This window comes from Citrobacter sp. Cpo065 (assembly GCF_030332805.1).
Classification (GTDB): Bacteria; Pseudomonadota; Gammaproteobacteria; order Enterobacterales; family Enterobacteriaceae; genus Citrobacter; species Citrobacter portucalensis.
Genome location: NZ_JAOWHC010000032.1, coordinates 22,763 through 42,647, shown reverse-complemented (window position 1 = coordinate 42,647; position 19,885 = coordinate 22,763). Strand labels below are relative to the sequence as shown.

General features: G+C 55.0%; 8 protein-coding genes and 1 other RNA gene. 2 read left to right on the top strand and 7 right to left on the bottom strand.

The genetic code is table 11. The annotated features are described in order from the left end of the window. Positions 1–2: 2 nt before the first annotated feature. The 7 genes from OGY68_RS14140 to smpB form a co-directional block, all read right to left on the bottom strand. The gene (locus OGY68_RS14140) at positions 3–1,193 is read right to left on the bottom strand and encodes an integrase domain-containing protein (protein ID WP_000101259.1); all 1,191 of its coding nucleotides are present in this window, start codon (positions 1,191–1,193) and stop codon (positions 3–5) included. Positions 1,194–1,376: 183 nt separating this feature from the next. Continuing rightward, positions 1,377–1,740: a transfer-messenger RNA gene (gene ssrA, locus OGY68_RS14135) on the bottom strand. Positions 1,741–1,812: 72 nt separating this feature from the next. After that, positions 1,813–2,976: a beta-barrel domain-containing protein gene (locus tag OGY68_RS14130; protein ID WP_087050841.1), complete on the bottom strand. Its 1,164-nt coding sequence runs from the start codon at positions 2,974–2,976 to the stop codon at positions 1,813–1,815. Between the two features lie 7 nt (positions 2,977–2,983). Next, positions 2,984–5,170, bottom strand: a complete 2,187-nt coding sequence (locus tag OGY68_RS14125; RefSeq protein ID WP_057066723.1) for a type I secretion system permease/ATPase — start codon at positions 5,168–5,170, stop codon at positions 2,984–2,986. Next, positions 5,167–6,576: a TolC family outer membrane protein gene (locus OGY68_RS14120; RefSeq protein ID WP_286617129.1), complete on the bottom strand. Its 1,410-nt coding sequence runs from the start codon at positions 6,574–6,576 to the stop codon at positions 5,167–5,169. The genes OGY68_RS14125 and OGY68_RS14120 overlap by 4 nt, the downstream gene beginning before the upstream one ends. A gap of 100 nt (positions 6,577–6,676) precedes the next feature. Then, positions 6,677–17,914, bottom strand: coding sequence for a BapA/Bap/LapF family large adhesin (locus OGY68_RS14115; RefSeq protein ID WP_286617127.1), 11,238 nt, complete (start codon positions 17,912–17,914; stop codon positions 6,677–6,679). Positions 17,915–18,497: 583 nt separating this feature from the next. Further along, positions 18,498–18,980, bottom strand: coding sequence for an SsrA-binding protein SmpB (gene smpB, locus OGY68_RS14110; protein WP_003031211.1), 483 nt, complete (start codon positions 18,978–18,980; stop codon positions 18,498–18,500). Positions 18,981–19,134: 154 nt separating this feature from the next. Here smpB and ratA point away from each other — a divergent pair, with 154 nt between their 5' ends. Both ratA and OGY68_RS14100 read left to right on the top strand, forming a co-directional pair. Next, positions 19,135–19,578 carry a type II toxin-antitoxin system toxin RatA gene (ratA, locus tag OGY68_RS14105; RefSeq protein WP_003826396.1) on the top strand — a complete coding sequence of 148 codons (444 nt, stop codon included), beginning with the start codon at positions 19,135–19,137 and terminating at the stop codon, positions 19,576–19,578. Further along, the gene (locus tag OGY68_RS14100) at positions 19,562–19,858 is read left to right on the top strand and encodes an RnfH family protein (RefSeq protein ID WP_008785525.1); all 297 of its coding nucleotides are present in this window, start codon (positions 19,562–19,564) and stop codon (positions 19,856–19,858) included. Before ratA ends, OGY68_RS14100 begins: the two co-directional genes overlap by 17 nt. Positions 19,859–19,885: the final 27 nt, after the last annotated feature.

Genomic DNA, 19,885 nt, shown 5'->3' with positions numbered 1-19,885 from the left:
TTTCATATTTTATTTACTCGACTTCCCCACCATGACATAAGCTCTTTACGTTGTTCTAAATATGTAGAGCGGTTATAAGCTTTTCTTACTTCATTTTTATCAGAATGGGCTAAAGCAGCCTCTATCACATCAGCATTAAATCCAGCTTCATTCATGGCCGTACTGGCAATAGAGCGTAATCCATGGGCTACGAGTTTTCCTCCATAGCCAATACGTTTCAGCGCTGCATTTGCTGTCTGACTATTCATGGCGTGCTTTGGATCATTCCTGCTCGGGAAAATATGCTCACGATGAGCACTGATAGGTTTCATCGCATCCAGAATTTCTAATGCTTGTGGTGATAAAGGAACAATGTGTTCACGCTTAGCCTTCATTCGTTCGGCGGGAATCGTCCAGAGTTTGGCATCGAGATCGATCTCTACCCAGCGAGCACCAGAAGCCTCAGAAGGACGCACTAGGGTCAGAAGCTGCCACTCAATAAGACAGCGGGTCGAAACAGATAGATTTGACATGACCAGAGAACGCATCAGCTTGGGTAATTCTTCTGGTCGTAGCGTGGGCATGTTTTGCTTTTTGGGTTTCTCAAATGCCATTCCAACACCTGACGCCGGATTTGCATCAATCAGACCGGTATTAACCGCGTAAATCATTATCTCGTTAATACGCTGGACTAGGCGACGAACCGTCTCTAATGCGCCACGTGCTTTTATTGGCTCCAATGCTTCAACAATCGTTCTGGCCTTAATCTCCTGAACTGGTATCGCACCGATTGCCGGGAACACGTCTTTATCCAAAGAACGCCAAATATCCTTTGCATAATCCTCTGTGACACTTCTGCTTTTAATCTGGAACCAGTTAGCAGCTACTGTTGAGAAAATGCTGTCTAACTCAATCTGGCGTTGTTCTGACGCCTGCTCCTGTTGCTGTTGTGGATCCATGCCTTGCGCAAGCGTGATTAAGTGCTGGTCGCGTATCTGACGTGCTGCTGCGAGTGTAAGGGCAGGGTATGAGCCGAGACTCAAATTTGTGCGGCTGCTGCTTCCCGGTCGTTGATAACGGAAGCGCCAGAGTTTTTTACCAGTGGTTTTGACGAGCAAGAACAAGCCATCACCATCATGAAGGGTGAAGTCTTTTTCACGGGGTTTGGCTTTAAGGATTTCATTGTTAGTGAGGGGGCGTGTGATACGCGCCATATCTGGATCCCTTCCATAATTGGTACACGTTTAATGGACCACAGTATAGCGTGTACCTAAACGTGTACCAATTTTCTCTGGATTTAGCCGGATGCTCTCGGACAACGACAGACACAAAAAAGCCCGCAGGGCTTGTGCCGTGCGGGCTTTCTGTACTTCACCGGACGTATCCGGATCATGATTTGGTGGAGCTGGCGGGAGTTGAACCCGCGTCCGAAATTCCTACATCCTCGGCACTACATGCTTAGTCAGTCTTTACATTCGCCTGGCACCTGCGGACAGACACGCCACTACCAGACTAGCCTGATTAGTTTTAACGCTTCAACCCCAGGCAGGGCCTCCACGCGATCTCTTTTGGGTTTGACCTCTCTTTGATCCCCGTCTTAAGAGCGGAAGCTAGGGAGAGAGGGCTCAGAGCAGGTTATTAAGCTGCTAAAGCGTAGTTTTCGTCGTTTGCGACTATTTTTTTGCGGCTTTTTACGAGGCCAACCGCCCCTCGGCATGCACCTTGGGTTTCGCGAATCCCGTCGAATCCAGAATCAGCCCCAATGTGTTAGAGCAAGTATAACAGACTTGTGACACGCGTGACCAGCCCCCGCAACCCCTAATCCTCAAGGATTTAGCGCTCGCGTAGCGCTTCTTTTGCGCGATTAAACGGTTTGATTAAATAGTCGACGATGGTTTTTTCACCTGTTTTTATATCCACTGTGGCAATCATGCCCGGTACTATGGAGAAATGGCGTCCCAGTTTGTTCTGTAAGAAGTCCTGATGTGTGCGGATAAACACGCGGTAATAGAAGATTTCCGGTTTCACTTTGTCCTGAATGGTGTCCGGAGAGATGGTTTCGACTACGCCTTCCAGTCCGCCGTAAATGGCGTAGTCATAGGCGGTTATCTTCACCAGCGCCCGCTGGCCGGGATGGATGAACGCAATATCACGCGGCGACAGGCGGGTTTCTATTAGTAGATGATCGTCCAGCGGCACAATCTCCATCATCTCGCCGTTGGGCGGGATAACGCCGCCGATGGTGGTGACCTGGATGTTTTTCACAATACCGCGCATCGGCGCGCGTACGGTCAGGCGGGTGACGGAATCCTCACGTCCTTTTAAAATAGCCGCCAGCATATCCACTTCGGCGTTAGCTTTTGACAGCGCTTCCCGCGCCTGCACGAAATATTGCGAGCGCAGGTCGGTGATTTTTAATCCCAGATCGCTTTTTTGTCGTTGCAGGCGCAGCACTTCTACGTGGCTGGCGGCACCGCTTTTCTCCAGCCGTTGGGTGATGGCCAGTTCTTTATTTACTGAGACCAGTGCATCCTGAAGTTCTGCCATTGAATCCGCAAGCTGCGCGCGACGGCTTTTATACAGACGAGTTTCGGAGGCGATGAGATCCGGCCAGGCGCGCAGTGAATCGGGAAAGACCAGCGGCAGATCGTTAACTTCGGCATTAAGCCTTGCGCTGGAAGCCAGTGAGGCGCGATAACGGGCTGCACTCTCCCCAACGTTGGACTCAGAACGGGTGGGGTCGAGGCGGGCGACTATTTGATTGGCCTGCACTTTATCTCCCTCGCGTACCGTAAGCTCGGCGAGAATGCCGCCATCCAGCGACTGCAAGATCTGCTCTCGCGAGCTGGGGATCACTTTTCCACTGCCGGTTGAGACTTCATCCAGCTTGCCGAAATATGCCCAGATACCCAGGACGGCAAACAGCAGGGTGCTGAGCAGAATAATACGGCTGGCCCCGGAAAAACGGTGCTCGCGGCGGATATCGAGGTCGTCCATGGCGGCATCATGCGGATTGGTTTTCATTTTTCCACTCCCGACCGTGAGTTGGGGCGGGTGCCCGGCTCGCATTTAATGCCTGCGCTTTCGGGGCATCCATAACCAGTTGGCCTTCTTTTAATACCACCACGCGTTCGACCAGCTCCAGAACCGGTACGCGATGAGTGGCGACAATCAATGTGCGGTTGCCCAGCCACTGGTTCAGGCGCTGAATAAACTCCCGCTCGGTATGTTCATCCAGCGAGGCGCTGGGTTCGTCGAGCAGCACGATATTGGGCGATCGCAGCAGCATTCTTGCCAGCAGGATCGACTGCCGTTGTCCACCGGACAAACCGTTGCCGCCCTCCATAATGGGATGCGCCAGCCCTTTGGCGAGCTGTTTAACGAAAGCTGCCGCGCCGCTGACCTCCAGCGCTTCGAAGATCTGCGCGTCGCTGGCATGCGGTGCGCCGAGGGTCAGGTTCTCGCGCAGGGTGCCGAAAAACAGCCGCGCGTTCTGGCTAAGAAAACCGATGTTGCGGCGTAAATCAGCCATATCGATCTGCGCCAGACTCAGGTTGTCGAGCCGGACATCGCCCTGGATAATCTCCACACCACCCGCCATGGCCTGCAGCAGGGTTGATTTCCCTGCACCGTTACGCCCGAGGATTGCCACGCGCTCGCCGGGCATGACCTCCAGGCGCGAGATGCGCAGCGGAACGCGCTGATCGTCGCTGTGGTAGCGAAATTGTGCGTTCTCAAACAGATAATGACCGTGAAAAATCTCCTGATGCACCCGGTCTTCATCGTACTCTGTTTCAGTGGGGAGCTGCATGATGCTATCCAACCCCATCTTCGCCGCCTTAACCTGTTGCCAGCGGGCTAGCACGCCGCACAGATTAGCCATTGGGGCAATCATTCTGGAACCGAGCATCGAAGCGGCCACCACGGCCCCGGTGGTCATCGTGCCTTCAATGACCATCGGCGCGCCGAACATAATGATGGCGGCGTAGACCAGACTTTGTACCGACATGCCCCAGCCAATCAGCCCCTGAGTCAGCCTGCGCGTGCGCAGCCCGGACTCTCCGGTAATGCGGATGTAGCTGTTCCACTGCTGTAAAAAGCGGTTTTCCGCCTGCATCAGCTTGATGTCTTCCAGCCCCTGAACGCTCTCGACCAGCACCGCGTTGCGCAGGGTGGATTCATGGGCAGCCTGGTTGGCGAGCACCGCCAGCTTCTTCTGTAACAGCAAACCGGGCAGGATCATCAGCAGGGCCGCGACGGGCGCTATCCATGCCAGCGGCGGGGCGATAAAAGCCAGCACTACGATAAACAAAAAGAAAAACGGCAGATCGACAATGGTCGACATGGTCGAGGAGGTGATCATCTCGCGAACCTGTTCCAGCTCGCGCAGTTGAGAAATGAAGCTCCCCGTCGAGCGGGGGACGGCGCTGTTGCGCAGGCGCAATGCATGGCTGAACACGCGATCGGAAATGCGCATATCGGCGCGTTTGCCGAGCAGGTCCATTATGTGGGTACGCGCTTCGCGCAGCAAAAAGCCAAACAGCACCGCCACCAGAACGCCAGTGGAGAGAACATACAGCGTTGGATAAGACTGGGCGGGGATCACCCGGTCATAAACCTGCATGGAAAAGATAATCCCGGCGAGCGACAGAACGTTAATCAGAAAGGCGGCAATCATGACCGGCAGATAAGGACTAATGTCTTTTAACACCAGTTCGCGCATCCAGTCGGGCTTGAAGCGCGAAATATAGCGGTCTACCCGACTGTCCTTCAGCGCCGACAGCGGGCGCATCGCGGTAATACTCACGATCTCCGGCAGAAGCTCTGCGACCGTGAGCCGGTTACGCTGGCCCTCTTCGGCGATGATAAACACATCCAGTGCATCTTCGCCGTTGAAATGTTCTATCACCATTAGCTGGCCGTCGCGCAGTTCCGCCACCACCGGCAGACGCCACTGACCGAACACCTGCGTGGCGGTATCCAGCGCATGAAATGACAGTCCCGCCTGACGCGCCAGTTGCGACAGGGCCGTTGCCCGGCTTTTTCCCGCAAACCACGGGGCGTTGGCCTGGATTGCGCCGGGAGAACAGGCCACGCGATAGTGATTGGCAATATGCGTCATCGCCTGCGCCCACTGGCTAAGAGCGTGTTCGCTAATCGCATCTTTTGCATGTGAATCGAGGTCGCTCATAGCTTGATCTCCACCGATTGAATGCTGCGATTATTTAAGGCGAACGCCTGGCGAATCGAGCCAGTGTTATAGAGGCAGTTCAGCTGGAGCTGGCGCAGCTGGTTTTGAGTCTGGAGTTCGGCAAAACGGGCCTGATACACCTCTTGCTCGGCGTTAAGCACGTCGAGCAGCGGGCGCGAACCGAGGTCCAGATACTGCTGTTGATAAAGCTCGCGCGTTTGTTCACTCAGTCGCTGCTGGCGGCGCAGAATCTGCAGGGCGGTGGCGAGGCTAATTGCCTGGCTGCGGGACTCCAGTAATTTTTGTCGTACTTCGAGTCGGGTGCGCTGGATGGAGTATTGTGCAGACTCTACCGCATGGCTGGCGGCGTTGCGCCTGGCGGTGAGTCCGCCCCCCTGATACAGCGGCATCTCAACTTTTACCCACGTGGAGTACTGGGTTTTGTCGAGCACCTCATGGCTGGGGTATTTGTCGTTGAGATAATGCTGAACCGACGGTTCCAAAGAGATGGTGGGCGTCATCTGCGCGTTGGCGTAATCGAGATTTGCCTGTGCCACATTCGCTTGTGCCCAGGCCGCCAGTACCGCGGGGACCAGTTTATCTTCCGGTTTGACCACATCGCAGCTGCTGTCCAGTTTGGCCGGGAATTCGTTGCTGATGCCGTTAAGTGAGTTCCAGCCGAGGTAACTCATCAATGTGGCCTTACTGCTGTCGAGATTGGCCTGATACTGCGCCAGCTGAGAACGTGCAGACTCGATACGCGCATCGGTTTGTACCACGTCGGACAGCGAGGTTGCCCCTTCATCATTGCGTTGTCGGGTCAGTCGACCAATGTCGTTTAAGGCGGTGAGCTGTTCTTCGGCGGCGTCCACCATTTGCTGCCACGTCTGCACCTGGACTATCGCGTTGGCGGTTGCGTGGGCGATGGTATCAATACTGAGTAACACATTCGCCTGCTGTTGTGCGGCTCCGGCGGTCTCGGCGCGGACCTGGCTTGCCACTTTGCCGAAGTCGTACAGCATTTGTGACACCGAAATAACCAGCGCCGGGCTAAAGCCGTGGTCGGTATAGGTATTGCTGTAACCGTTATTCATTCCGGCAGAAACCTGCGGGTAATATTTCGATTTCGCCACGTCGATCTGTTCGTTTTGCGAAAGCAGTTTGCCGATCGATTCACGAATAGAAGGATGCCAGCTCACGGCACGACTTACCGCGTCGTTGAGCATCAGGTTGCCGGGGGCGGCAGCGCTCAGCGGCAGATCGGCAACCGCGCCGTCCAGCGAGGGAAGCATCTGGCTGGTGGCCAGTCCTTCCGGCGTAATAATTTGCGGTTCATCTTCGGCATTCACCCGCAGGGTACAGAGCGTTAATGCCAGAAGTAATGCAACAGGCGCGACATTTCTCATAGTTTATCCCTTACAAAATACGGCAGCGACGACTGTTATTGCCCCGGACGTCATGGCATCCGGGGCTGTAGTTATGGCGCTTTAACGCATTGCGTTAACGTCAGGGCACGATGTGATTTTGTTGCACCAGCTCATCGAGCGTGGTGTGTACGTTCTCCAGCGTTATGAGATTGGTTGAGTGATATGTGTTGCCCGTACCGTCGCGGTCGATGGCAATCACCGTGTTGTTACCGCTGGTGGTTACGGTGAGGTAGTTGCCGAGCGTAGCGTTCTGCCCGTTCCAGCCCACCAGCAGGTCGCCGATATCGATTTTGTCACCCTGGGCCAGTGAGAAGTTGGTCCAGGTGTCGGTAGCACCATTGCTAATGTTGCCGCCGGTAGCGTCGTTGGCGTTGAGCAGGTGATAAATCAGCGTATCGCCGTAGGCGCTGCCAGTCAGGCGATCGGCATCGACGGTACTCACCACTTGCGGATTCATATTGATGGTCAGCGTAGCGGTATCGGTATGGCCATTCTGGTCGTTAAGGGTGTAGGTAAATGTCTCTTTGGTGACGATGGTGGAGAGCGAGACATCGCTGTTGAGGGCATAGGTGTAATGACCATCAATGCCAATGGTCAGTTTGCCGTACAACCCGTTAATGATGGCGCTGGTCGTGCTACTCAGCGGATCAAGCGTGACGGTACTGCCGCCCGTGCCGTTCACCGTCAGCAAGGTATGCACGCTGGCAATATGGTCTCCGTCATAAATATTGCCGGTGACGCTGTTCGCTGTGGAAGTCTCGAAGTTTTGCAGGTCGATTATCGTACCTTTCACGCTGGGGGTGATGGTGATATTCCCCAGCCCCAGCCCCCCGACGCTTCCGGTATAGTCGAGGCGATAGTTGCCGGGGTGCAGTACGATCCCGCTCAAGGCTATATCGATATTGCCACCAACCAGCAATCCGCCATTGAAAGAGTTACCGGCAATCTTGATGTTGTTGCTGTCATACAGCGCCCAGGTGACGGTCAGCCCGCCCAGCGTCAGACCTGACGCGACGTTAAAATGCAGTATGGCGTTTTGCACCGCCGTTCCCGTAGCGATTTCAATGACGCCAGTACCACTTTTTGAGGTGGGTGAAAGGAGTTGGGCACTCCAGCTGGCGTTCCCGACGCTGTCGTCGGTAAACGACCGGGAAGTATCCGCCTGGGTACTAACCGCCATCGTGCTGCTGACGTCATTTACTGCATCCAGCGCCTGTGGGGTCGGTTTGATATTCAGCGATGCACTGCCGGTATCACCGTTTGGCGCTTTGACCTTATACACGAAACTGTCCGGCGTATTGATACCGTCTGCGCCCAGTCCGCTTCTCAGCGTGTAGGTGTAGTTCCCTTTCGCATCAATAGTCAGCGTGCCGTACTGCCCGTTAATGGTGGTTGTACCCGTTCCGTTTACGGTGACACCGTTAACTTCGGTGATAACGGTATTGGCCGGAGCCGAGTCGTTGACCAGCAGGTTTCCATTGGTTGTCGCACTCAGGCTGTCGACGGCGTAGGTGTGATCGGCCTGGATATTCAGGGTATAGCTGGTCAGCAGCGTCAGACCGCCGGAGGCGTTAAGCAGGAACAGATAGTCACCGCCAGGCAGGGTGATGGTGTAATCCGTTGAGCTACCTCCTAGCAGCGCCGTGACCCAGTTGGGCTTCACGCGGAACTGCTCATACTGCTGAATGGACTCGTTGAAGCGATAAACATAGAGGTCAAAACCGCCAACCGTGACGCCGAGAACGCTGGCCTTGACGGTCAGCGTGCGGGTTGCGCCATCATCCACATTAAATTTGATCGGATTGGTTAAACCGTTAACCAGACTGACATCCAGCACATTACCCAGTCCGACGTTGGCGAGGGTGAAGCCGGTTTGCTGTGATGTGCCATGATCAACCGCGATGACCTGCGTCCCGTAAGTCAGCGCAGCCACATCGTCTGCCGCGGTTACCGTACTGGTGGTGGGCGCCTGACCGAACGTTACCACCAGTTTTGCCGAGGAGTGATCGCTGCCATGCGTCAGCGTGTAGGTGAAATTTTCAGAACGGCCATACACCGAGATTGACGTATCGGTCAGGGTATAGGTGTAGCTACCGTTCTGATTGATATGCAGGATGCCGTATTTCCCCTGCACATCAATGCCGCCCGACGGGATGTTCACGACGTTGCCGTTACCGTCGGTGATGGCGGTAACCAGCGTGCCGGAAGGGGCATTATCCTGCCCGTTGGCGGGATCGATATCGGTGATGATATTGCCAGACTCGGTAGTACCGCCGGTGATGGTTCCTGCGCTGGCTTTTACCACAGAGACATCAAGGCTGGTGTATGCTCCGGTCGCCAGCAGGTTGGTGTTGTAGCTGACCACGCGGTAATCACCACCAGTCAGTCCGCTGTAATTGAGCGTTACGCCTGAGGCGCCCAGAGTGAGGAGGCTGGCAAAGTCTGGTTTTCCGGTATCCACCACCGTCACCCAGGCATTCAGCGCGGTGTCAAAGCGCTGGATGACGACTTCAAGTGTGTTTAACAGCGACAGCACTACGCCGGTCGCTGCGGCATTGATTGTAATGGATCCGCTGCCGCCAGAAGCGATGCTGAAATTCACGCTTGCCGTATCGTTCCCCAGCACGTTGGCGACATTTCCCAGCGCATTGACCAACAGGAAACCATAATCGCTTTGATGCTCGGTGCTGACGGTGACATCGGTTTGTAGCGGCAGGCTGGTGACATTGTCTTCAGCCAGCAGCGGCAATACTGGTGCGAGAGCGTTTGTCGGCGATGAGGTATTTCCCGCCGCATCGGTCGCCGTGGCGGACAGCGACTGCCCTTCAATCTGGCGAACCGGCAGGTTGACGCTGTAGACACCGCTGCTGTTGGCGATTGCCGTCACGCTGGTGCCGCCGGGCAGAGAAATGGTGACCGTGCTTCCCGCTTCGGCGACGCCGCTGACGGTACCGCCATCGGCGCTGATCAGGAGCGTTGGCGCGGTCGGTGGCGTGGTGTCCACGATCACGCTGAACGAACCGGACAACCCACTTGCGCCGTTGGCGTTGGTTGCCGTGGCGGTAAACGCATGGTTACCTTCGCTGAGTGCACCGGATGGGGTAAAGCTCCAGATCCCGTTACTGTCTGCGGTCGTGAAGCCCATTAGCACGCCGTTGTTGTACAGATTGATGACGGCGTTAGCCTGCGCCGTTCCGCTGAGCGTTGGCAGGGTGTCATTGGTGGTTTTACCGGGAGCGACGGGTCCCATGATAGTGCCGACGTCATCGAGCACGCTGGCAATAACAGGCGCAGGCGGTACGCCGGTAAACGGTGCCAGCACGTTACCCGCCGTACCGATGTTGCCTGCGGCATCCTGTGCGCTGACCAGCAGAGTTTGCCCACTGATTTGCGGTGGGTTCAGAGTGAAGGTGAAATTACCGGAGGCGTTGGCGGTTGCCGTGCCGAGCACCGTTCCGCCGCTGGAGGTAATAATGACCGTGCTGTTTGGTTCGGCAACGCCGGTGAGCGCGGTGCCGTTGGCGTTTACCGCCAGCCCGGTTGGGATACCCGGGGCAACGGTATCGACCACGATCGCTGCCGCAGACGATATGCCACTGGTATTACCCGCACTGTCCGTTGCAGTGATGGTAAACGAGTGGGTACCTTGTGCCAACGCGGTAGTAGGGGTGTAGCTCCAGTTGCCGCTGCCGTCCGCCGTTACGCTGGTGACAAAGCTGCCGTTATCATAAATATCAACTCGCGCGTTGGCTTCCGTGATGCCGTTTAACGTTGGGCGCGCGTCGTTGGTCGGCTGATTGCTGCCAATCGGCCCGGTGTTTGGCCCAATATCGTCAATAATGCTGCTGATTGAAGGCTGCGTCGGCGCCGTGGTGTCAACCACCACGCTAAAGCCTGCCGTCGCGCCGCTGGTGTTGCCCGCCGCATCAGTGGCGGTGACTGTGAAGGTGTGCGATCCATTAGCCAGCGGTGTGGTTGGGGTAAACGACCAACTGTTATTGCTTTGCACCAGCGCGGTACCCAACAGGGTGCTTCCGTCATAGATGCTGATGGTGCTGCCTGCCTCGGCGGTGCCGTTCAGCGTCGGGCGTGCATCGTTGGTCAGCTGTCCGTTGCTGAGCGCTGCATTGAACACGCCGCCTGCGATATCATCCACCACAGAGACCAGCAGCGGGATGGATGGTGCAATGGTGTCGACATTAATCGTAAACCCACCTGAGACAGGACTCACGTTCCCGGCGGCGTCGGTGGCGATGGCGGTAAACACATGCTGACCGTTGCCAAGTGTGGTGGTCAGATATTCCCAGGTGCCGTCTATCGTTGCAGTCACCGTTGCCAGCAGCGTGCCATTATCGTAGATGGCTACCCGGGCACCGGCTTCCGCTGAACCGCTGAGTACGGGACGGGTGTCGTTGGTAAAGGCTCCGTTCGATAGCGTTCCGGTTCCCGGCTGCACGTCATCAAACGCCTGGATAATCGTTGGCGCAAGCGGGGCGACGGTATCAACAACGATGTTAAATCCCGCAGATGTCGGGCTGACGTTTCCGGCCGCGTCGGTGGCTGTTACCGTCAGCGCGTGGTTACCGTTGCCAAGTTGGGTTCCCGGTGTGAAGGTCCAGGCGCCCGTACCATCCGCTGTGGTAAAGCCGATAAACGATCCGTTATCGTAAATTCTCACCGTGGAATTGGCTTCAGCCGTACCGCTAAGCGTCGGGAGTGGATCGTTCGTGGCCTGACCGTTGTTCAGATTACCGATCAGCGGGCCGACATCATCCGCAACCTGAGTAATCACTGGTGCTGTCGGTGCCAGAGTATCGACGGTGTAGGTAAAGCCACCAGAAGGCAGACTGGTATTGCCTGCGCTATCTGTAGCCGTGACGGTCAGAGTATGCTGGCCGTTACCCAATGCCGCAGAAGGCGTAAAACTCCAGTTTCCGCCTGCGCCGACGATGGTGGTGCCAATGGCCTGACCATCGCTCAGCACGGTAATGGTTGCGCCAATTTCACCGGTACCGCTAAGCGCCGGGCGACTTTCGTTGCTGATTTGCCCATTGGAGATAGGCCCGGTTGTCGGCGCAGTATTGTCCTGAATGGTCAGAATTACCGGTGCAGATGGGGCAATTGAATCGACCAAAATGGTGAATGAGGTGGAGGCTCCGCTGGTGTTGCCAGCTGCATCCGTCGCCGTCACGGTAAAGATATTTTCCCCCTGCGCCAGCGCGCTTGTAGGGGTGAAGCTCCAGTTACCGGATCCATCGGCATTTGCGGTGCCAATGATCGTACCATTACTGAGAATAGTGACAATGGCATTGGGTTCGGTAATGCCATTCAGCGTGGGTTGGGCATCATTGGTCAGTTGACCGTTGGTCAGCAGAGTGCTTCCCGGCTGATCGTCGATGACTGACACAATAGTTGGCACTACTGGTGGGAGTGTGTCGACCAACAGCGAGAATGGCGCTGTTGCCTGGCTGACGTTACCAGCGGCGTCCGTGACCGTGGCGGTCAACGCGTGATTGCCCTCGCTGAGTGCCGGAGAAGGCGTAAAGCTCCAGTTGCCGCTTCCGTCGCTGGTGGTTGTGCCAATCACCGTGCCGTTATCGCGGATGGTGACCACGCTATTCGCTTCGGTAGTACCTGCCAGGGTTGGCGTATTATCGTTGGTAGTCTGCCCGGAAATGAGCGTGGTTGTTCCACCTACATCGTCGGTTACTGACACAATAACTGGCGCACCAGGCAGGCCTGTGTCCACCGTTATTGGGTAGGATGCGGATGGGGCCCCCTGATTGCCAGCCGCGTCAGTGGCGCGCACGGTAAACGTGTGAGGGCCGTCATTCAGGGCATTTTGCGGGGTAAAGCTCCAGTTTCCGCTGTTGTTAACGGTAGTGGTGCCGATGGACACGCCGCCGTCATAAACCGTAATGGTCGCCCCAATCTCGCCAGTACCACTCAGTGTTGGGCGCGTGTCGTTAGTGCGTTGTCCACTGCCGACATTGCCCGTCACCGGAGCCACATCATCAGTAACGGCGGTGATGCTTGGCGCGAGCGGCGCGGTGGTATCGATGGTAATGGCATAGTTTGGCGACTGGCCGCTGGTGTCGAGTCCAACCGTTTGAGAGACCGCGTAGTTCCAGGTCGTGCCGTCCGCCAGCGCGCTGGGGATGGTGTAGCTCCAGGCACCGGTACTCGCGTCAGCCGGGACGGTGATCAGCAGGATTCCGTTTTGGTAGATATTTACATCAGCGCCGGCTGTTGCCACGCCTTGTAAGGTTGGCTGCGTGTCATTGGTCGTTTTTCCGTTACCAATTTCAGTTAAACCGGAAGGAACATCGTCGATGATTTGCAGAGTCGGTGGGTGTGGAAGGCCCGAGATTGAGGCGGTAAACGATGTTTCTCCGCTTTGGTTGCCCGCCGGATCCTGAGCGATCGCGTTCAATGCTTCACCCGCCGTCTGAGCCGGTGAAATCGTGACGGTGTATGCGCCGGTAATGCTGTCAGCAACGGCCTGGCCGAGGACCGTGGTGCCATTTCTGATAATAACGGTGCTGCCTTTTTCGGCCGTCCCGCTCACCAGCGTACCGTTATTATCTATGGTGGTTACGATGGGGGCAGTCGGCGCTTGCGTATCGGTTGTTATAATTACCGGGTTGCCCGCCGGGAGGCTATTGCCTGCCGCATCCTGCGCGCCAAAGGTCAGCGTATGTTGCACATTGGGTGAAAGCGGAACGTCCACGCTCCATTTGCCATCGGCTCCCACCGTGATGTTTAGCGGGATGAGATTGCCATTATCATAGATTAGGATCGTACTGCCCGGTGTTCCCGTTCCGCTGACGGTGGGGGAGAGATCGTCCGTCACGCTTCCATTGCCGAGTGTACCGGTAATCACGCCGACGTCATCTGCAATATCCGTCACCTGCGGGGCGGTAAGCGGTGTCGAATTCACCGTAAACGAAATGCTGTTTGAGGTGTCGCTGGGGTTGCCTGCAGCATCGGTGGCGACTGCCGTCAGCGTGTAGGTGCCGTTGGGCAGCGCCGTCGTCGGTGTGATGTTCCACAAACCATTCACTACGGTCGTGGTGCCGATAACCGTCGTGCCGTTATACAGCGTAATGATCGAGCCGCTTTCTCCTGTTCCTCGCACGGTCGGCGTACTGTCATCGGTTGTGCCGTTCTCTGCAATATCTCCCTGAATAGTGCCTGCGTTGTCATCTGCCGCCTCGATCGTAGGCGTTGCGGGAGGCGTAATATCAATGTTCAGGGTGACGGCAGTCGACGGCTGGCTGACGTTGCCTGCCGGATCGGTTGCGGTGATGGTGACCTGATAACTGTCCGGGTTAATATCCGTGGTCGGCGTAAAGCTCCATGTGCCGTCTGCACCAACCTTGGTGGTGCCCAGTGGTGTGGTATTGCCGTCGAGATACACCGAAATAACATCCCCCGACGTACCGGTGCCGCTAAAGGTTGGCGTGGTGTCATTGGTATTGCCATTCGTGACCACGCCCGTTACCGGAGCCACATCGTCGGTAATGACAGGCGCGCCAGGCTGCACGGGGGGCGTATTGTCAACCGTCAGGGTAAAGCTCGCCGACGGGATCCCCGTATTGCCTGCTGCGTCAGTCGCTGTGGCGGTGAATTTATGCGGTCCTTCAGGCAGCGCATTCGGTGGCGTAAATGTCCATGTACCGTCAGGCTGGACGGTGGTGCGACCCAACGTTGTGCCGTTATCAGCAACGGTGATGGTTGCTCCCGGCTCGCCAGTACCAGAAAGAACAGGGGTGGTACTTTTCGTACTGCCGCCGTTTGCCAGGGGGAGGGTAGCGCCGCCTATCAGTCCCTCTCCGGCGACAATAATCGGAGCAGCAGGTGGCGTGGTATCGATGGTTAACGCAAAGCTTGCGGGTGTGCTGGCATTACCTGCGGCATCTGTCGCCACGGCGGTCAGCGTGTGCGGCCCTTCGCTTAGCGGTTGAGTCACCTGAATGCTCCAGTTACCGTCCGCCGGTACCAGCACGCTGCCAATAGGCGTCGTGCCGTCATACAGCGTGACGGTTGAACCGGCAACACCCGTGCCGTTAAGTTTTGGTAGCGTATCGTCCGTACGCTGGTTGGTTGGTAGCTCGCTTTGGATGCTGCCGACATTATCCGTCATGCTGAGAATGACTGGCGCGGCAGGTGCTTGTGTATCAACCGTGATAGTCACAACCGTTGGTGAGGTGGTGACATTACCTGCCATATCCGAAGCCAATACCGTGAAATTATGCACCCGGTCAGTGAGCGGAGCGCCATCGGGCACTGTATAGCTCCAGGTCCCGGAGCTGGTGACGAGGATAGTGTCCAGTAAAGTGCCATTGTCAAACAGGCTAACTAACGAACCTGGCTCACCGGTGCCTGAAATCGTCGGCGTGTTGTCGTTGGTGATGCCACCGTTGTTCGCAACGTCGCCGGTTATCGTACCGACGTTATCGTTCACCAGCGTGATTGCGGGAACTGTGGGCGCAATGGTATCGACAATGATTTTCCAGCTTGCCGCGCTACTGGTGTTATTCGCGGCGTCTGTGGCGGTCACCGTGAAGATGTGAGCACCCTCGCTCAGCGCCGAGGCTGGCGTATAGTTCCAGTTACCGTTGATATCAGCGACAACGGTCGTCAGCAGGGTGCCGTTATCGTAAATTTTGACCTGAGAACCTGCTTCGGCGGTGCCTTCCAGCTTAGGTTTGCTATCGTTGGTGACATCGCCGTTATTGAGAGGGCCCTGATACATGGGCTGGTCATCCGTCACGGCGGTGATGATGGGCGTTCCAGGGGCGGTAATATCCGGAGCCACCGCGGAAGTTGGCTGACTCTCGTTATTGCTACTGTCCGTTGCGGTAACTTTTACCGTTTCGCCGTTCATTTTCGACGGCGTAATCGACACCGTGAAGTTGCCGCCGCTGTCTGCCTGGCCTGTGCCGATCTGAATACCATTGCTGTCTTTTACAGTGACGGTGCTTCCCGCTTCAGCATGTCCGCTTACAGAACCACCGTCCCCGGCGACGGTGACGCCGGTTGGCGCGTCAGGCGCCGTGGTATCCGGGGCGGTAATCGCGCTGTTGCCGCTGGTATTGCCAGCAGCATCCGTCGCGTTGGCGACAAGATGTTCTCCGTTGGTCTGCGGCGGAACCAGCGTGGCGGTGAATTCTCCGTTCGAGCCGGCGGTTACTGTTCCAATTATCGCGCCACCAGGATCCAGAATATGTACCGTACTGTTGGGTTCCGCCATGCCGGTAACCTGATCGCCTGTAGGATTAATCACCAGATTAGCTGGCGGCAGCGGGGCCGTGATGTCTGGCGCGAGCGCGGTTTCCGGTAGGCTTGGGTTCCCGGCAGGATCGGTGGCGATAGCGGTAATGGTTTCACCATTGGTCTGAGGCGGGTTAATGGTGATGGTAAATGAGCCATCCGTTCCGGCGACGCCGCTGCCGATCTGAAGACCGTTATTATTATTGATGGTCACGGTACTTCCTGGTTCGGCTGTACCGGTGACGACAGAGCCGTCGGCAGATACGTTCAGATCGTCCGGCGCTGACGGTGGCTGAGTATCGATAGTGATATTGAATGCCGCTGACGTTCCTCCCGTGCCCAGGTGGTTGGTTGCTGTGGTGGTGAAGGAGTATGAGTCGTCCTGCAAGTTGGTGTTGGAGGTCCAGGTCCAGTTGCCGCTGGAATCGGCAAGCACGCTTACAACAAGCGCGCCGTTGTTATAAATGTTAACCGTGCTGTTTGCGTCTGCGGTACCCGAGATCGTAGGCGTTGGGTCGTTGGTGGCCTGATTATTGTTCAATGGCCCAGTTGAGGGGGTAACATCATCCACAATGCTGATGATAACAGGCACGCCCGGGTAGCCAGAGTTGGTGGCATTGAAGGACGTGTCTGGCCCGACGTTGCCTGCCTGGTCCTGAATCTTCGCGATCAGTGCTTCACCGTGCGTCTGTGACGGTGAAATCGCGATGACGAAATTGCCGGTTTGATCAACGGTAGTTGAACCCAAAACCTGATTATTACTACCGATGATAATGACCTGGCTTCCCACCTCTGCACTACCGGTTACCTCGGTGCCTTGCAGGTTTACGGAGGAAATGACCGCGCCTTCAGGCGGGGTAGTATCGACGGTGAATGTCGGTACACTCGTTTCCGCGCTCACGTTACCCGCATCGTCAGTTTGCGTCAGCGTCAGATTATGAACACCGTCGCTAAGCGGCGTGTCAGGTGTAAACGTCCAGTTACCATTGTCATCCACCTGAACCATGCCAATCAGAATGCCATTATCAGAAATGCTGATGTAAGAGCCCGCTTCACCAGTGCCTGTGAGGGTTGGCGTGGCATCGTCGGTTACACCGTTATTACCTATCAAGCCTTTAATGGAACCTGAATCGTCAGTTACTTCTGTGACCACAGGGGCGTCGGGGGCAAGCGTATCGACAATAATCTCCCAACTGTCCGACATGTCGCTGCTGCCCGTACCGTCTGATGCACTGACGGTAAACTTGTGGGTACCGTCTGCGAGTGGAGAGGATGGCGTAAACGACCAGTTGCCGTTGGCATCGATAGTGACCTGGCCTATTTCGACGCCGTTATCAAAAATATGCAATGTGGCATTTGCGGGGCCGGTGCCCTGAAGAGTGGGCGTATTGTCGTTGGTGGATTCCTGCTGATTAACAGGGCCAGTAATCAGCTCCTGGTTATCGATTACGCTGGTGATAACGGGTACGTCAGGCATGTTAGGGGTTGTTGTTGGCGGTGAACCACCATCCCCATTACCACCGTTGCCATTACCGTTGCCATTACCGTTGCCATTACCGTTGCCATTACCGTTGCCATTACCGTTGCCATTACCGTTGCCGGCATTATTATCACTCCCGCCGCCACCTCCACCACCCGCCGCGAGGCCAATTCCGCCTGCGACCGCGATCCCACCAAGAACCCACGGCCAGACGGCGCCGCCTTCATGGCTTCCCTCGGCAGTCATTAGCGGAGTGAGATCGTCCAGATGCTGGAAATGGAATGCCCCATCAGTATCCTGAACCCACCACAGCGCGCCATTACTGTCTTCCAGAACAAGCTGGTTTTGCGCATCACCTTTTCCGACATAGAAGTTCTTAATGGTGATGGTTTCACCTGAGCGGAGAGTGACAACCAGATCCTGATTCACGCGAGTCAGTTGACTTACCTCCTCACGTGACACCGACAGTTTCACGATAGAAGGCGAACTGAGCGTAACTTCAGAGGATTCAACATTTGTGGAAACGCCAGTTAATTTTGATACAACGGCGAGTAGACGCATATGTTCACTCCTGATGGCATGTCGGGAGTATTAATCCGCAACAGCGCGCTGGGAAAATGAGCAGACAGGGGCCCCGTTCACCATAAAGATGAATTTACACATGTAATTACATTGATTAGGTCATGCAGAGGTTCATTTACTTATCAAATACGTTCGGGCCCTGTTAGCTGAATAGTTCTTTCGTATTAGATGATATAGTCAGAAAGAATGTATTCTGCAACTTATCCATATTAAAAATATATTTGGCTAATTGAAAAGTATACTTTCCGGTGTGTATTTAATGATTTATTTTTAGTTAACTTATTGTATTTGAAGGTTTTGTATTTTAATTGAAATGAGAGGTGATATAATAAACAACAGTAATAATAGTGTTATTAAATAAGTTTGAATATAGGTGACATGGTCTTGAAGTTTTATTTTATTAGACTATGGGGCGCTAAGGTAATGCCTGGGGAGTTTATTTCATACCTGAACGATTCAGCACAAATAAACCATAAACCTGATGAATGTATTGAGTGGGTTTCAATAACTAAAAAATAAGAACCAGTCTCAGGATGAGAGACTGGTCACAGGAGAATAGCGTTTAGCGACCAGCATTTTTCATAATACGCGCTTTATCTAACTGCCATTCGCGTTCTTTCACATCGGAGCGCTTGTCGTGCTGTTTCTTACCTTTCGCGACGCCAATTTTCACTTTGCACCAGGCATTTTTCCAGTACAGTGAAAGCGCAACAACGGTATAACCGTCACGATTCATTCGACCATACAGGGAGTCGAGCTCACGTTGGTTTAACAACAGCTTACGGGTACGGGTGGGATCACATACCACATGCGTTGAGGCAACAGCCATTGGCGTGAAGTTGGCGCCAAACAGGAACGCTTCGCCGTCTTTAAGGATGACGTAGCTGTCGCCGATGTTAGCTTTACCCGCCCGCAGGGATTTGACTTCCCAACCTTGCAGAGCGAGTCCTGCTTCGAACTCTTCTTCAATAAAGTATTCGTGTCGTGCGCGCTTGTTAAGCGCGATTGTGGCTGAGCCAGGTTTGTGTGCTTTTTTCTTCGTCATAATGCCGCTCAGTATAGGTAATCTGGAATCGAAAAACACCCCATTTCATCCAGCGGGGCGCAAGGCGCTATCTTAGCACGAGTTAGGCTATAGCGTTTTTTTTAGCGGGGGATAAATGGTATTATTTGTGTGATTGATATTGATGGAAATTGTTATGCCTCAGATTAGCCGGACCGCTTTAGTACCTTACAGTGCGGAACAGATGTATCAGCTAGTGAATGATGTTAAATCCTATCCCCAGTTTTTACCGGGATGCACCGGTAGCCGTGTGCTGGAGTCGACTCCGGGACAGATGACCGCAGCGGTGGATGTCTCGAAAGCAGGGATTAGCAAAACGTTCACCACGCGCAATCAATTGACCAGTAACCAGAGCATCCTGATGCATCTGGTCGACGGACCGTTCAAGAAACTCATTGGCGGATGGAAGTTTACGCCACTGAGTCATGAAGCGTGCCGCATTGAATTTCATCTCGATTTTGAGTTTACCAATAAGTTAATCGAGCTGGCATTTGGTCGTATCTTTAAAGAGCTGGCTTCGAACATGGTGCAGGCCTTCACGGTCCGCGCGAAAGAGGTTTACAGTGTCAGCGTCAGCTAAAATTGTCGTTGAAGTGGCGTATGCGCTACCCGAGAAACAGTATCTACAGCGTGTGACGCTGCAACAGGGCGCTACGGTGGAAGAGGCTATCCGCGCTTCCGGGCTGCTGGAATTGCGTACCGATATCGATCTCAGCAAAAATAAAGTGGGCATTTACAGCCGTCCGGTAAAGCTTGCTGATGTTCTCCAGGACGGTGATAGGGTGGAAATTTACCGGCCACTGATTGCCGATCCGAAAGAGCTGCGCAGACAGCGAGCAGAGAAATCCGCTAAAAAATAGCAGACAATAAAAAAGGTGCTCATTGAG